This is a genomic window from Kribbella sandramycini (assembly GCF_013131805.1).
Lineage (GTDB): Bacteria > Actinomycetota > Actinomycetes > Propionibacteriales > Kribbellaceae > Kribbella > Kribbella sandramycini.
This window is the reverse complement of sequence record NZ_JABJRC010000001.1, coordinates 1,312,141-1,326,154: the sequence shown is the minus strand read 5'-3', so window position 1 is coordinate 1,326,154 and position 14,014 is coordinate 1,312,141. Positions and strand designations below refer to the sequence as shown.

General features: G+C 68.9%; 12 protein-coding genes. 5 read left to right on the top strand and 7 right to left on the bottom strand.

Translation table 11 applies throughout. The features are described 5' to 3' along the window. The first annotated feature begins 125 nt into the window (after positions 1–125). Positions 126–2,648: a hypothetical protein gene (locus HPO96_RS37535; protein WP_184999616.1), complete on the top strand. Its 2,523-nt coding sequence runs from the start codon at positions 126–128 to the stop codon at positions 2,646–2,648. Here HPO96_RS37535 and HPO96_RS05820 read toward each other — a convergent pair. Both HPO96_RS05820 and HPO96_RS05815 read right to left on the bottom strand, forming a co-directional pair. Further along, a complete protein-coding gene (locus tag HPO96_RS05820) occupies positions 2,627–3,085 on the bottom strand; it encodes an MEKHLA domain-containing protein (RefSeq protein WP_171671614.1) in 459 nt (152 codons plus the stop codon). The two genes, HPO96_RS37535 and HPO96_RS05820, sit on opposite strands and share 22 nt — an antisense overlap. Before the next feature lie 9 nt (positions 3,086–3,094). After that, complete coding sequence (locus HPO96_RS05815) at positions 3,095–4,540, bottom strand: alpha/beta hydrolase (RefSeq protein ID WP_171671612.1); 1,446 nt, start codon at positions 4,538–4,540, stop codon at positions 3,095–3,097. A gap of 139 nt (positions 4,541–4,679) precedes the next feature. On the opposite strand from HPO96_RS05815, the gene HPO96_RS05810 reads away from it, so the two are divergent. Next, complete coding sequence (locus tag HPO96_RS05810; protein ID WP_171671611.1) at positions 4,680–5,327, top strand: HAAS signaling domain-containing protein; 648 nt, start codon at positions 4,680–4,682, stop codon at positions 5,325–5,327. On the opposite strand, the gene HPO96_RS05805 is transcribed toward HPO96_RS05810, so the two are convergent. The 5 genes from HPO96_RS05805 to HPO96_RS05785 all read right to left on the bottom strand — a co-directional run bounded on the left by HPO96_RS05805 (position 5,312) and on the right by HPO96_RS05785 (position 10,909). Continuing rightward, positions 5,312–6,112 carry a glycoside hydrolase family protein gene (locus HPO96_RS05805; RefSeq protein ID WP_171671609.1) on the bottom strand — a complete coding sequence of 267 codons (801 nt, stop codon included), beginning with the start codon at positions 6,110–6,112 and terminating at the stop codon, positions 5,312–5,314. The two genes, HPO96_RS05810 and HPO96_RS05805, sit on opposite strands and share 16 nt — an antisense overlap. A gap of 81 nt (positions 6,113–6,193) precedes the next feature. Continuing rightward, positions 6,194–7,420 carry an alkaline phosphatase gene (locus tag HPO96_RS05800; protein WP_171671608.1) on the bottom strand — a complete coding sequence of 409 codons (1,227 nt, stop codon included), beginning with the start codon at positions 7,418–7,420 and terminating at the stop codon, positions 6,194–6,196. 26 nt (positions 7,421–7,446) lie between these two features. Next, complete coding sequence (locus tag HPO96_RS37530) at positions 7,447–9,132, bottom strand: SdiA-regulated/phytase-like domain-containing protein (RefSeq protein WP_184999617.1); 1,686 nt, start codon at positions 9,130–9,132, stop codon at positions 7,447–7,449. 267 nt (positions 9,133–9,399) lie between these two features. Further along, on the bottom strand, positions 9,400–10,077 hold the full coding sequence (locus HPO96_RS05790) for a hemerythrin domain-containing protein (protein WP_202885509.1): 678 nt from the start codon (positions 10,075–10,077) through the stop codon (positions 9,400–9,402). 40 nt (positions 10,078–10,117) lie between these two features. Then, the gene (locus tag HPO96_RS05785) at positions 10,118–10,909 is read right to left on the bottom strand and encodes an oxygenase MpaB family protein (RefSeq protein WP_171671606.1); all 792 of its coding nucleotides are present in this window, start codon (positions 10,907–10,909) and stop codon (positions 10,118–10,120) included. A 152-nt stretch (positions 10,910–11,061) separates the two neighbouring features. Between HPO96_RS05785 and HPO96_RS05780 the strand changes: the two genes are divergently transcribed. From HPO96_RS05780 to HPO96_RS05770, 3 genes are read left to right on the top strand one after another with little or no spacing between them, the layout of a single operon-like run. Then, a complete protein-coding gene (locus HPO96_RS05780) occupies positions 11,062–12,171 on the top strand; it encodes an extracellular solute-binding protein (protein ID WP_202885508.1) in 1,110 nt (369 codons plus the stop codon). Positions 12,172–12,219: 48 nt separating this feature from the next. Beyond that, a complete protein-coding gene (locus HPO96_RS05775; RefSeq protein WP_171671603.1) occupies positions 12,220–13,374 on the top strand; it encodes a sensor histidine kinase in 1,155 nt (384 codons plus the stop codon). Continuing rightward, on the top strand, positions 13,371–13,997 hold the full coding sequence (locus HPO96_RS05770; protein ID WP_171671601.1) for a response regulator transcription factor: 627 nt from the start codon (positions 13,371–13,373) through the stop codon (positions 13,995–13,997). Before HPO96_RS05775 ends, HPO96_RS05770 begins: the two co-directional genes overlap by 4 nt. Positions 13,998–14,014 lie beyond the last annotated feature (17 nt).

Sequence of the window (14,014 nt, the reverse complement as noted above, 5' to 3'; positions counted from 1 at the left end):
CCGATCGTCTCGAATACCGAAAACATAGGTTACGTAACGAGGTTACGGTAAAACTGCCGTGGACCACGGGACTCCCAGGTCGAAACGGTGGGCAGGGTGGCCGGGCGGCTCCTACCTTGACGGGCATGGCGACGAACTGGTCCAGACGGACATTCCTTGCAACCGGCAGCGGGGCGTTGGCCGCTGCCGCCGTACCCAGCGCTCCGGCGGCCGCCGCGCCTGCCGCAGCCGATGCAGTGGCGCCCGCGGTGGCCGGCCTGGCTGGGGTCGAGCCCGATGTCGAGCTCGCGAAGCTGTGGTGGCCGAACCCGCGGAACGTGTGGACGCCGATCGGGTGGAAGGACCACCTGTTCCGGTTCAACGTGACCTACAACGGGAGCGTGGTAGGGGCGCCGCAGCCGCTGGCCCGGATGATCAAGCACTTCGAGGGCGACCCGGACGACACCCGCGGCTACCGTCGCGACCGGTTGCAGCTGGACTTCACGCCGTGGGGCGGCCCGGCCTTCACGAAGGAAGCGGGGAAGCCGCGGCCGATGCGGCCGTTGTACAACGGGCATTTCTACGTCTACCGCGAGGACGACGGCCTCTACGGTCGCGGCATGCAGCGGTGGGCCGACTCGCCGACGCCGGTCCTGCAGACCGACTGGACGCTGTCCGAGGCGGGGCTCGTGCTTCGGCAGTCGGTGTTCGCGCATGTGCTGAACACGGCCGATGTGGTGACCGGTCAGGAGCAGTTGTTCGCCTGGATCCGGCTCTCCGTGATCGCCGCCGACTCGCGACTGGTGAATGCCAACCACGACTACGGGTTCGCCATCCGCGTCGCGCGGGCCTATTACACCCAGGAGCTGCCGTACAACTTCCAGGACGGCATCGTGCTGACCGGCTTCCCGGAGCTGGCGCCGTTCGTCGACGGGCGGGACCGCCGGCCGATCACGGTCGGGGGCAAGACCGGGTTCGCGATGTGGGGGCAGCGCGGCCCGCAGCTGGCCGTCCTGGCGGCGAGCGGTACGCCGGTGCCGGTCTTCAGCCAGCCCGACACGACCAAGGCCATCTTCGACATCGAGGCGCGGCTCAAACCCGAGGTCGGCTCACATATCGACATCCTGCAGTGCATGCAGGCGGTCAACGACGACGGCGCCTTCAAGCCGGAGCTCGCGCTCGGCTTCGACGGCGCGCTCGCGAAGTCGAACGAGTACTGGTCGCGAAAGGCGAGCACCGCCGCGACGATCCGGACGCCGGAGAAGTACGTCAACGACTTCGTCACCCGCAACGTGCAGTTCTCCGAGGTCGTCGCCTGCAAGGTGCCGGGGACGAACTACTCCACGTTCCTGACCGGCTCGATGGGCTACGACGTCCTCTGGACGACGCCGACGTCGATGACCAGCCACATGTTCCTGTCCCTGCTCGGCCACCACGACACGGTCGCCAAACATCTCGAGCTCTACAAAGCCACCCAGGGCTCGGTGAAACCCCCGGGACCGCCGTACTACGTCAAACACGAGGGGTACTTCGCCACCCCGAGCACCGTCACCGCTGTCGACTGGCTGCCCGACCACGGCGCGGTGATGACGGCAGTCGCAACGCACGCGCTGATGACCGGCGACCAAGCCTTCATCAACGCCTGGCTGCCGAACCTGCTCAGGGCCTGTGACTGGATCAAGGACGTCTGCGCGCTGACCAATCACGACGGCATCAAGGGGCTGCCGCCGGCTGCCGACGCCAGTGACGAGTCGATCCCGGTCCAGAGCATCTGGGCCACCGCGTGGATCTACAAGGGGCTGGCCACGACCATCCGGCTGCTGAAGCGGCTCAACCACGCACGGGTGCCCGAGCTGACCGCCTTCGCAGCCGGCTACCAGGCCAAGGCCAGTCAGGCGCTGGACACGGCCGGGGCGAGCGCGCCCAAGTGGCGGCATCCGGACGGTAACGACTATCCGATCTACTCACACAACTTCCACGGCCCAGCGGGCGCGTTCGGTGAGGCGATGCGGCTGGACGCCGGCGCCATGGTGATGGTCTGGGCAGGCCTGCTGCCGGCCACGGACCCGCGGATGGTCAAGTACTGCGACTACTTCCGGGTCGGGCCGAACGTCAAGCTCTGGAACGGCGGCTCCCGCAAACACCCGCTGGACGCCCCGATCCTGGAGCACGAGATCTCCAGTTTCGAGCCGATCTACAGCTGGAACCTCTTCCACTCCTGGCAGCTCGGCGACCGCGCCCGCTTCCTCGAAGGGATGTACTCGCTGGCCGTCGGTGGAGTCTCACCGCAGACCTACATCCCGTTCGAGCACCGCGGCGGCATGTCGGCCTCCCTCGGCACCCACGCCACCATCTTCAGCCTGATGCGGCTCGCGGTCGTCGACGACCAGCTCCACGACGCCGACCTCAACTTGCTCCGCCTCTGCCCGATGGCCTGGCTCTCGACCGACGAGGACACCGTCTTCGACAAGATGCCCACCGTCTACGGCCCGATCTCCCTCAAGTTCCGCCGCACCGGCGCCAGCCAGCTGACGCTCACCTGGACCGCCACCTGGCGCTCCAAGCCGGCCCGCCTCCTGGTCCACGCCCCACCCGGCTTCACCACCCTCGTCATCAACGGCACCACCCACTCCGTGCCGGCCGCCGGCTACGTCGTGATCGCGACCTGATCCGTCCAGCGCGGGAAGATTGCGGCCTGGCCGGCATAGCCGCCGTCGGGATGGCGGAGGTTCCACATGGTGACCTCCTCGATCCAGAACCGGCGGCCGGACTTCGCGATCCGGAGACCGCGGTAGCCCGCGACATAGTTGTCGCGGGCTACCGTCTCGATCAGCTGGTCGCGCTCGGCCCGGTTCACCGGCTCGGCCGAGTAGCGCGACGGCAGCGCGGTGAACTCGTCCCAGTCGTACTCGAACGCGCGCTGCGCCGTCCGGTTCGCATAGACGAAGACCGGATCGGGATCGGTGTCGTGGGCAAGTAGTCCGAACGGCGCCTGCTCGTACAGCCACCACGCATCGGCTCCGGCCGGTACGAGCGGCCGGCCGACGTGCCGCGCGTACGACGCCGTCAGCAACGTGAAGAAATCACCGTCTCCGGAAAGATCCACACCACCAGCCTAGGCAGGTGGTGCAACCGACTCGGCCGGGCAGAAGGTGTCGCGGGGTGGGCGGTGGCCGGTGAGGAGGAAGGTGGTTACTGCGGCGTTGCCGCAGGCGTTCATTGCTGGGTTGTAGGCGCCGTGGCCGCCTTGGTCGACGACGACCATTCGCGCTTTGGCGCCGAGTGCGTTGCGCAGGCGCTTGGCGCCGCGTAGTGGGGTGGCTGGGTCGCGCTCGTTCTGGAGGATCAGGACGGACGACGGGCCGCGGTCGGTGATCCTGGTCTTCGCCGTGGCCGGCGCGGGCCAGTATGCGCAGGGGCGGATGTTGGCCGACCACGCGCCGTACAGGGGGTAGCGGATTCGGTCGATCGCGACGTTGGTCTGGTAAGTGCGGACGGAGGTGGGCCAGCGGGAGTCGCCGCAGATCACCGCGAGGTGACCGACCGGGAAGCTGCCACGGTCGTCGACGGCGGCCGCTTTCCGGGCCGTGGGCAACGGCCGGCTCGTGTCGAGGGCGTGCATCAGCTCGGCCAGATCCTTCAGGTAGAACTCGGCGCGCAGGTAGAACGCGGCGATTGTGCGGAACAACGTGCCGTCGTACCCCTGGATCGGCGCCTGGTCGAGGCGTTTGGTGAGCTGGAACCACTTGACGGTCACCGCGGCCGGGGTCGCGCCGAGGCCGTACCGCTGCGGGTCGGCGGCGGCGAACCGGGCGAAATCCGGGAAGCGCTCCTGGAAGCCCAGACCCTGGTCGCGCAGCGCGTCGACGTCGTACCCCTCCGGCGGCAGCGCGCTGTCGAGGACGATCCGGTCGCTGCGGTAGGGGAAGAGCGTCGTGTAGACCGCGCCGAGATAGGTGCCGTACGAGTCGCCGTAGTACGACAGCTTCGGCTCGCCGAGCGCTGCGCGGATCCGGTCCATGTCGCGCGCGGTGTTGGCCGTGGTGATGTGCGGCAACAGTTCGGCGGTCTCGGACGTTGTGCACTGGCGCGCGACCGTCTTCGCGATCTCGGCGGCCTTCGCGACGTCCGCGGAGTTCAGCGGGTACGGCGGCGCCGCGGCGACCGCGCTCTGCGCCTCGGTGAGATTGCAAGTGAGCGGTGTACTGCGCCCGACGCCGCGCGGATCGAACCCGATCACGTCGTAGCTGTCCCGAACCGACTGTGGAAGCTCCAGCACAACCGGTACGGCGGCGCCCGGGAGCCCCGGTCCGCCCGGATTCACCAGCAGCACCCCGCGCCGCTTGGCCGGCGCCTTGCTCGGCAGCCGCGTCAGCGCGATCTCGATCTGCCGCTCGTCCGGACGCCGGTAGTCGAGTGGAACCATCAACGTCGAGCACTCCAGCCCGGCCGGGTAGTTGGCCGGGCAGGCGCCCCACTGAACCGCCGCCTGCGCGGTCGCGGGGACGAGTGACGCCCCGAGCAGGATGACGGCAACCCCGACTGACAGCACTCGGCGCATAGCGAACTCCCCGTAAGCGACCTGGACCGTGTGACGCCAGGTAACCGTACTCCACACTCCGTAAACCCATCGCGGCCCGAAAGGCTGGTATCGTGCGTCGCAAGGTACCTGGCGACGAACGTGAGGGAGAGTCGACGTGATGAAGCAGGCGAGCGCAGAGGTCCGGCGGTATCTCGAGGAGCTCAGCCACCTGCTGAGCGACGTGCCGGCCGATCTGCGGGCCGAAATCGTCGGCGGGATCCGTGAGCACCTCGCGCAGGTCGAGTCGGCCGGTGACGACGACGCCGTCCGCGACGCGCTCGTCCGGCTGGGCTCGCCGGAGTCGGTGGCGGCCGCGGCGCGCGGCGACCAGCCGCCGGTTCGGCGTCCGTCCCTGGCCGATCGCTGGACGACGATCGCCGCGGGCCTGGCGGCGCTCTGCGCGGCGGACGGCCTGCTGGCACTCGGCGTCGGGATGGCCGTCACCGCGCGCTTCGACGAGAACGCCGACTGGAACCTGCACCCGGCAGCCGTCCTCCTCGGCACCGGCTTGTGCTTCCTGGCGGGTCTGTTCGCGACCATCCTGGTCTGGCCCAGCCGCAGCTGGCGCCGGACGCACAAGCTCGGTGTGACAGCGATCTGGCCGGTCGCGCTCGTCGTGGCCTTCGCCGCCGGTGAGGTGTCGTTACGGCTGCCGGTCGGCGCCGGCTTCGCAGTCGGCGCCGTCGTCCTGCTGCTCGGCGCCCTGGTGACGGTCGTGATCGGTCGCTGGACGCTCGAGGCACTGACGGTTCAGGACGCTCGGTAGGCGTTCCCGGAGGCGTTCGGGGTGCCGCCGTTGCAGAGGCCGGTCGGCGCGACCTGGGTGTTGAGCGTGAACCAGGAGAAGCGCTCGACGTACGACTTCGACTTGAGCATTGCGCTCGACCGGTTGATGAAGTCGACCTGCTGAGCCTGGGTGGGGTAGCGGGCGGTGCCGGTCGACCAGTCGGTCAGCGCGTACTCGGTGAGCCAGATCGGCTTGCGGTACCGGTTGTAGACGGCGTTCAGGTAGCTCTCCAGGTGGCCGGTCGCGGCGGCGGAGAAGTCCGAGCCGTACCAATGGATCGGGATGAAGTCGACGCGGTAGCCGCGCTGGGCCGCGCCGGCCATGAAGCGGTCGAGCCAGCCGCCCGGGGTGTCACCGCCGAAGGCGACGGCCGGCGCGCCGAGGCGCATCCCGGTGGACTGCAGTTGCGGCCAGAGATCAAGGGCTTGCTGGACGGTCATGTTGGCCTGGCCTGCCATGTCCGGCTCGTTGAAGCCGAGCAGCGTGGTGCCGTTCGCCTTCGCCTCGGCGAGTGCGCCCGGAGTGACCGAGCCGCGTCCCCAGATCATCGGGACGAACTCGACACCCGGCGGGGTGGCGATGCCTTGTGGGTTGACGGCCCAGGTGTAGTACCAGCTCGCGCCGACGGCGGTCAGCGCTTGGGAAGCGCCGGGGACGCCGTTCGCGCTCACGCCTTTGCGGGCGGCCAGAGTCTGTGCGGACGACGGGACGGCGAGGGTCAGCGTGAGAAGGGTGGAGAGGGCAAGAAGCAGCAGCTTTCGCATCGGTGGACTCCGATCGAAGTACTGGGGGCGGTTTGATCCATCGTGCCGGATCCGACCGCCCCCTACCACCGGTGGCGTCGCTCAGATCCGAGCAGCCGCTCGCATCGCCTCGAAGACCTCCGTGTTGTCGAGCACCCGGCCGAGGCGCTCCGAGCCCGGTCCGCTCGCGGTGAGCGGGGTGTCGGTACCGCTGTGGCTGTTGGTGGTCCAGTCGACGGCGAAGCGCAGGTTCGAGCCGGGGATCGCGAACGGCCCGTCCTGCCGCGGGTCGGTCTTCTCCTCGTCGGTGTCGTAGTCCTGGATGCTCAGCCCGCCGGTCTCGTGATCGCCGTTGATGATGATCAGCGTGTCCGGATGCGTCTTCACGAACCGCATCACCTCGGCGACGATCGCCTCCAGCGACTTACCGGCCTGAATGACCTCACCGGCGTTGTTGTCATGGGACAGCCCGTCGATCCCTTCCTCCTCGAGGAAGAGGAAGAAACCCTTCGGGTTCTGCGCGAGGACGTCGAGGGCCTTGCGAGCCATGTTCACCAGCGGGACGCGCGGGGCGTACTTGCCGACGCCCTCGGGGCCGTAGTCGACCATGTCCTCGTTGGCGAACAGACCGAGCAACCGGGTCGCGCGGGTGTCGCGCAGTTCGTTGCCGTTGCGCACGTACGTGTACCCCGAACGCTGGGCCTGCTTGACCAGATTGCCGTACGGACTGCGGCTCTCCTCACCCGGCTTGTCCGGCCACAGCCCCGGGTCGCCCTTCGGGTACCACCAGTCCTCACCACCGCCGAGCAGCACATCGGGCCGGATCTTCTCGACGTACTGCTTCGCGATATCGCTCTGCAGATCCCGGCTCGACACATGCGCCGCGAACGATGCCGGCGATGCTCCGGTCACCTGCGCCGTCGTCACCAGCCCGGTCGATTTTCCAGCCTTCTTCGCCCGCTCCAGGATCGTTTCGATCGGCCGGCCCGCGGCGTCCGTCCCGATCCGCCCGTTGATCGTCTTCTGCCCAGTGGCCAGCGCGGTCGCCGACGCTCCTGAGTCCGTCACCACCTCGTGCGGGTCGATCGACGTCGTCCGGACCATACCCGCCACCGGGAGTTTGTCCAGCTCCAGTTCGCCGTACCGGCCCTTGGTCGCCAGCCGGATCAGGTTGCGCTGCCCCAGCCCCAGCCCGTCGCCCTGGATGTAGATGATGTTCTTCGCGACCCGCGGCCGCTTGTCCTCCGGCTGCTTGGTCGTCTGCGCGACCGCCACCGCCGTACTCCCGCCAAGCACCGTCAGAGCCACCGCCAACGCCAAACCGCGCATATTTCGTCTCCCCAGGTAGAAGTGCTTCAGAACTTGCCGATGCGGACGGCGCCGCCCGCGGCTTCGTCGTCGGTGCCATAGAGGATCCGGTCGCACGACCGGGACAGGCAGGTCAGGGCCTCGATCTTGTGCCCGGGGTAGCGCCCGAACTCCCGTGTCGCGAGTGTGATCGCGCCGTCCTTGCCGAGCTTGCCGGCGACGTACGCCGCGGAGTCGAACGGCCCGTCGTCACCCGGATCCGAGGCTGCGGTGATCAGGATCCGGTTGTCCGCGGTGATCTCCAGATCGGAGATGTGCCGGACGTCGGTCGCGGGGTAGGGCACCCGGAACGTCACGGTGCGGACCTTGCCGAAGGTGGAGCTCGCGACGTCGAGTCGAGCCGAGTAGATCGTCGAGGAGCGCGCGTCCTGCCCGCGGTCCGCCCAGACGGCGTACAGGTGGTCCCGAACGGTCTTCAGCGCGAAGCTCTCGTAGTTGTCACCGGCGAGCCCCGCCGGGACCTGGAAGGTCGCGAGCACCTTCAGTTGCGTGCCCTCGAGCTGGAACCGGAATCCCTTGCCGGCGCTGGCGAGCGCGATGTACTCGCCGGATCGGCCCGGCACCGGCTCGACGGCTTCCAGGTCGACCGGCAGTTCACCCGGCCACTCGATCGCGTCGACCTTGCCGACCTCGCCGTAGTCGATCCGCACCCGGATCGCGCGGTTCTCACCGGGTTTCTTGTTGTCGCGGACAACCAACGCGTCGACGACGTCGTCGCTACGCCGCAGGACGGCGATGCCGCTGACACCGGACGTCATCCCGGCGCCGATCTGCTGCCAGCCGTCGTCCGCCTGCGCTTTCGCGGCGGCGGCGCAGGAGAGCGTGCCGGTGCGCAGCGCGTGGCTGTTCGTGTTGTCGTCGTCGGCCCACACGACCTGCTTGCGACCCGACGTGCAGGTGGGCGCGATCGCGAAACCCTCGTTGTTCAGGTTCGGCATCTGGGTCGGGCGGTTGTAGGTGGCCGAGACGGCGAACTTGCCGGCTGTGATCGCCAGCGTCGCGCTCCGGCCCTGGCAGCTGTTGTCGCAGGTCGACCACAGCAGCCCGGACGCCGGATCGAACTCGAGGTCCATGATCGAACCGAAGCCGCCGGCGAAACTGGCCACCCGGGTGAACGTGCTGCCGGACTGGTTCAGCGCGTACGCGTAGACCGTGCCGTTGTCCTCCAGGCCGACGAAGTAGAGCCCGGTGCCGTGGTTGGCGTACGACGCCGGGTTGTAGACGGCCTTCGTCCGCTCGTCCCGGAAGCCCTTCGCGGTCAGGAACGAATCCGGCACCCAGGAGATTGCCTCGAGCCCGCTGTTGTCGTCGACCGCGGGCAGATCCCGCGTCAGATCCCACTCGGCACTCGCATTCTGCGACTTGGCGGTCGACTTCGGGTCGTACCGCAGCACCTTCAGCAGACTCGATCCGCTGTCGTCCCCATCGCGTTCGGTTGCCACGAGCAACCCGTCCGGTGTCCGGACGACGGCCTCGGCGTCCGGGTCCCCTTGCCCGTTGCGATAGTTCAGCGTTCGCGCGCCCACGCCGTCCGGCCGCCAGTTCGCGCCGTCGCGGATCAGCCGATACAACGTACTCGGCCCGTTCTTCACCGCCCACAACACGTCCTGACCCTCGAACGAGAGCCCACTGAGGTTCGTGCCGAACACATTGCTGCCATCGGCAACCACCACCGCGGCATCCCCTGGCCAAGCCACCGGAGCCGCAACAGCCGGACTGGAAACGAGAGCTGCCACTACAGCAGCGAACAGCGCAGTACGCCGAAACACGGACACGTCGTGCTCCTTCGGGCCGAATCGGGGCGGGGTTCGGTGAACAGCAGACGAACAAATAGGAAACCTTGTTTACCTATTGGCGACTGTAACCACCCGACCCACCACCCCGCAACCACCGGCCCGCGCCGCGGTCCGGCCCAGCCGGCCTTTTCCGCGGCGTTCCGGTCAGACGCCGATTCGAGGTGGGGTCGGGGTGCCGTGGACCCGGCGGGCGTGTGCCGCGTACAGACGTGGAGCGACAACGGGCATGAGTAGGCGGAGGGGAAGCGGGGCTTCGGCGAGGACGGCCTTGATGACGGCCGGGTCGCCTTCGTACATGGCCATGCCGAAGCCGAGCGGGAGGTCCTTCTTGGGGATGCCGGTCATCGCGTGCTCGCCGAGTTCGGACCATTCGGCGGCGGTGATGTACTTCTCGGCCAGCGGGAGAATCTCGGTCTCCTCGAGCTGCATGTGCTCGACCAGGCGGTCGCGGAGCAGCTCGGCCTTGGCGGCGAGCTGCTCGCCGTCCTGGGCGGCGGTCCGCCAAGCGGCGAGGGCTGCGGTCAGTGACTCCAGCGCCTCGTGCAGCCCTTCGTGCTGACTTTCCATGACGGGGACGATGTCCGCGCAGTCGGCGCCGCCGCGCTCCAGGAGTCGCGGCCAGACGAGCGCGTCCTCGCCGCTGTGATGCGCGTCCAGGACGGCGCAGATCTTGTCGGCATGCGCCGCGACCACGCCGGCGCGCTCGACATCACCCGGCTGGACATCGCGCACCAGCTGCGGCAGCAGCCGGAACTCCCGTCGGAACATCCGATGCGCCATGTACATGTCGCGGACGTCGGCCATGGTCTCGCCTGCAGTCACGGGTCCTCGCTCGCAGCTGGGTGCAAAAGTACGAACAAAGTCAAACATGTCCGTTGGTGAGGCGGCGACGGAGGTCCCAGAGGCAGAGGTTGAAGGGGAAGCGGCGGATGGGGCCGGGGGAGTGCAGGATGACGGACCGGATGCCGCGGAGCAGGCGGTCGAAGTGGTGTTGGTCGCGGGTGGTCCAGGTCAGGTGTAGTTGGTCGCGGAAGGGTGGTGGGAGGAAGCCTGTGGTGACGAAGCGATGGAAGCGGCGGCCGGGCAGGGCCAGCCAGGCCGGTAGGAACTTCAGGTCGATGAGGGCCAGTAGGTATCGCCGGACGTCGTCGTCGACGTGCACCTGGTCGAGTGAGTGCGTCCAGTACTCCTCGAAGGCCGCTCGGTCGGCCGGCCACAGCTCGGGACGGACCTGCAGCATCGTGCCGAAGATCGCGGCCGCGGAGTAGTAGCGCTCGGCGTTGCCGCGGAAGAAGGCGAGCTGGGTGTCCTCGAAACCCTTGTAGAGGCAGGCCGCGACCCACAGTTGCAGCTCAGGATCGAAAGCGTTGTAAGCGACCGGGCCGGCCTCGGTCGAGCGCACCTGGGCGTGCGCCCGGTTCACGAACCGCCGGTACGCCGCCTGCTCCGCCGCGGTCCCCATCGTCGCCACCGCCAGGTAGGTGAGCGTCGTGCGGGTTCGCCGAACCGGATGCCGGAACAGATTGCTCCCGTCCACCCGGCTCTCGACGACGCCGCGCCCGACGCCCGGCCGCGACAGTTGCATGACGACGTTCGCGCTGCCCGCCAAGAGCGAGACACCGAGCAGGACGTCGCGCAGCGCCGGCTGATTCATCAGGCCTCCGGAGTTCGTGGGACCTCCATTCAACCGAACGGATGAAACCGGCTTCCATCGGATGGCGAGCGGTTGAGCCGGACGGACGACGCGCACGGACGCGACTCGGCGACACGATCGGGTCGTCAGGTTGTCGAGGAGAGGTTCGGGTCGTGACTGGTGAATTGAGTCGGCGGATCGTGTTGGGCGTGGGCGCTGGGGTCGGAGCGGCGCTGGCCGTCGGCACGCCGTCCTTCGCGCGGACGGCAGCTCGGGAAGAGAGCCGCTCACTGGACGAGCTCTACCGCGCGGCCGTGGCCGAGTCCGGGAAGCTCGTGGTGTACGCCGGTGGCGACCGGTCGCTGCAGCAGGATGCGGTTGCCGCCGCGTTCCGGGCGCGTTTCCCGGAGATCGACATCAAGATCGTCGTCGACTACAGCAAGTTCCACGACGTCCGGATAAACAACCAGTTGGTTACCAACACGCTGGTGCCGGACGTCGTCCAGTTGCAGACCCTGCAGAACTTCCCGCGCTGGAAACGCGAGGGCCAGCTACTGCCGTACAAGCCGGCCGGTTTCGGCAAGGTGTACGACGGCTTCAAGGATGCGGACGGCGCTTGGCTCGCCATCAACGTCTTCGCCTTCAGCTTCATCTACGACGTGGCCGCCGTCGGCGGTCACGCGCCGACCTCCCCGAAGGCCCTGACCGACCCGCGCTGGCGCGGCCGGATCGCCTCCGCCTATCCCAACGACGACGACGCCACCCTCTTCCTCTTCAAGCGGTACGCCGAGACCTACGGCTGGTCCTGGATCGCAGAGCTCGCCCAGCAACAGCTCGCCTTCGCCCGCGGCAGCTACACGCCCGCGGAGGCCGTCGCCCAGGGCCGTCAAGCCCTCGGCGTCGGCGGCTCGGGCGACCCTCGAGTGAGTTCGCCGACCAAGTGGGTCGTCCCGGCGACCGACCCCTTCATGGCCTGGGGGCAGCGCGCCGCGATCCTGTCCCGCGCGCAGAACCCGGCCGCCGCCAAGCTCTACCTGAACTGGCTGCTCAGCACCGAGCGCCAGCGCCTCGCCTTCAATGGGTGGTCGGTCCGCACCGACGTCGCCCCCGGCGCCGGCCTGCGCCCGATCTGGACGTACCGGAACGCCGACCTGGACGGCTTCCCCGCGTTCATGGCCGACCGGGCCGAGGTCGAACGCTGGCGGCAGACCTTCAGCCTGTACTTCGGCGAGGTCGTCGGCGCACCCACCCCGGGCCGGCTGGGCCTCCATCCCGGCCGCTGAGTGGTTGCCGCTGGCTACACTCGAGTGTCCTGCCCGGAGGGAGCCCAGATGTCCCGGAACACCGTGTCGCGCCTGGAGTTCGGCGTCCATCTCGCGTTCTTCCTGATCGTCGCCGGCACGTTCGGGCGGTTGCTGAGCCTCAACTCGCCGTTGTGCGTCCGGGTGCTGACACTCAGCCTGCTGCTCTGCGGCGGGTACGCCGTGACGGCGTGGGCCGGCTCGTGGATCGGCCGCGGTCAAGTCCCGTTGATCGCGGCCACGACGGTCGTGTGGACGGTGCTGATCAACGTCGTCCCCGGCCCGCTCGCCGCGGTCTACAGCTGGCTCGCGATCCCGTTGGCCTGCGTGCTGTTGCGCGTCCTCCCGGTCCGGGCCGCGATTGTTGCCATCGGCATCGTCACCGCGCTGCTCGTCAGCACGCTCTACCGGCTGAACGGCGACTTCGAGCAGTTCGTCCTGCCCGCCGTCGCGACCTGGGCGACGGTCGCGCTGTATGCCCGCCAGCACAGCGATCTCGCGATCCGCCAAGACCTGCTCGACCAGCTCCAGGCCACCCGGGGCGAGCTCGCCGACCGGCAACACGAGGCCGGTGTCCTGGCCGAGCGCGCCCGGCTCGCCCGCGAGATCCACGACACGATCACCCAAGAGCTCGCCGGCAGCCGGATGCTCCTGCAGGCGGCCGATCGCGACTGGGACGACGACCCGGCCAAAGCCCGCCAGTACCTGCAAGCCGTGAGTGAGACCCTCGGCCGCAACGTCACCGAGGCCAGGCGGCTGATCGCCGACCTGACTCCGCCTGAGCTGGACGACGGCGGCCTCGAAGCAGCCCTGGAGGAGCTGTGCCGCCGCGAACGCCAGTACGGCCCAGCCGTCGAGCTGATCACCACCGGCGCCCGCCGCCCGCTCAGCCCGGACGCCGAGACCGCACTGCTCCGGACGGCGCAAGGCGCGCTCGCCAACGTCCGTGATCACGCCGGCGCCGACCGGATCGAGGTCGTCCTCGACTGGCTCGACGAATCCCTCCGGCTCAAGATCACCGACAACGGCGCAGGCGTCTCCGGTCGCGCTCACGCACCCGACCGCGGCTTCGGCCTGCCCTCGCTCCAGCAACGCCTCCGCGCCCTCGGTGGCACGCTCACCGTCGACAGCACCCCAGGTCATGGCACGGCCCTGACCGCCTCCCTGCCGGCGGTCGCGCCATGAGAGTGCTCCTGGTCGACGACCATGTTGTGGTTCGGGCCGGTCTTCGGGCCTTGCTCGACGGCGAGCCCGGTTTCGAGGTAGTCGGCGAAACCGGTGACGGCGAGGAGTCGATCCGGCTGGCCCTCGACCTGCGGCCCGATCTGGTCCTGATGGATCTCCGGCTCGACAACGGCGCCATCGACGGGATCGAAGCGACCCGCCGGCTCGCCGCAGTCGCCCCGGCGACGAAGGTCGTCGTCCTGACCAGCCACGGCACCCGCACCGACGTCGCGCTCGCGCTGGCCGCCGGCGCCCGCGGCTACGTCCTCAAAGCCGGCCCGCCCGACGAGTTGTTCCGCGCCCTCCGGACGGCGAACGACGGCGGCACCGGGATGGCGCATCAGGCCGTCGAGCTCCTCGTCGACGAAGTCACCCAGCCGACCGGCCCGATCAGCGACCGCGAGATCGACGTCCTCCGCCTGCTCGCCCAAGGCCGCAGCAACCGCGAGATCGCCCTCGACCTGTTCCTCAGCGAGGCCACCATCAAAACCCACCTGGTCCGCATCTACCGCAAACTAGGCGCCGCCAACCGAGCCGCCGCCGTCACCGAAGCAACCCGCCGCGGCCTGATCCCACTCGACTGATCCCCGCGGCGAGTGTT

Bases quoted from the DNA above. Each gene is read 5' to 3' on its own strand.
- HPO96_RS37535 (WP_184999616.1), top strand. From the start codon at position 126: ATGGCGACGAACTGGTCCAGACGGACATTCCTTGCAACCGGCAGCGGG.
- HPO96_RS05815 (WP_171671612.1), bottom strand. From the start codon at position 4,540: ATGCGCCGAGTGCTGTCAGTCGGGGTTGCCGTCATCCTGCTCGGGGCG.
- HPO96_RS05810 (WP_171671611.1), top strand. From the start codon at position 4,680: ATGAAGCAGGCGAGCGCAGAGGTCCGGCGGTATCTCGAGGAGCTCAGC.
- HPO96_RS05805 (WP_171671609.1), bottom strand. From the start codon at position 6,112: ATGCGAAAGCTGCTGCTTCTTGCCCTCTCCACCCTTCTCACGCTGACC.
- HPO96_RS05800 (WP_171671608.1), bottom strand. From the start codon at position 7,420: ATGCGCGGTTTGGCGTTGGCGGTGGCTCTGACGGTGCTTGGCGGGAGT.
- HPO96_RS05785 (WP_171671606.1), bottom strand. From the start codon at position 10,909: ATGAATCAGCCGGCGCTGCGCGACGTCCTGCTCGGTGTCTCGCTCTTG.
- HPO96_RS05775 (WP_171671603.1), top strand. From the start codon at position 12,220: ATGTCCCGGAACACCGTGTCGCGCCTGGAGTTCGGCGTCCATCTCGCG.
- HPO96_RS05770 (WP_171671601.1), top strand. From the start codon at position 13,371: ATGAGAGTGCTCCTGGTCGACGACCATGTTGTGGTTCGGGCCGGTCTT.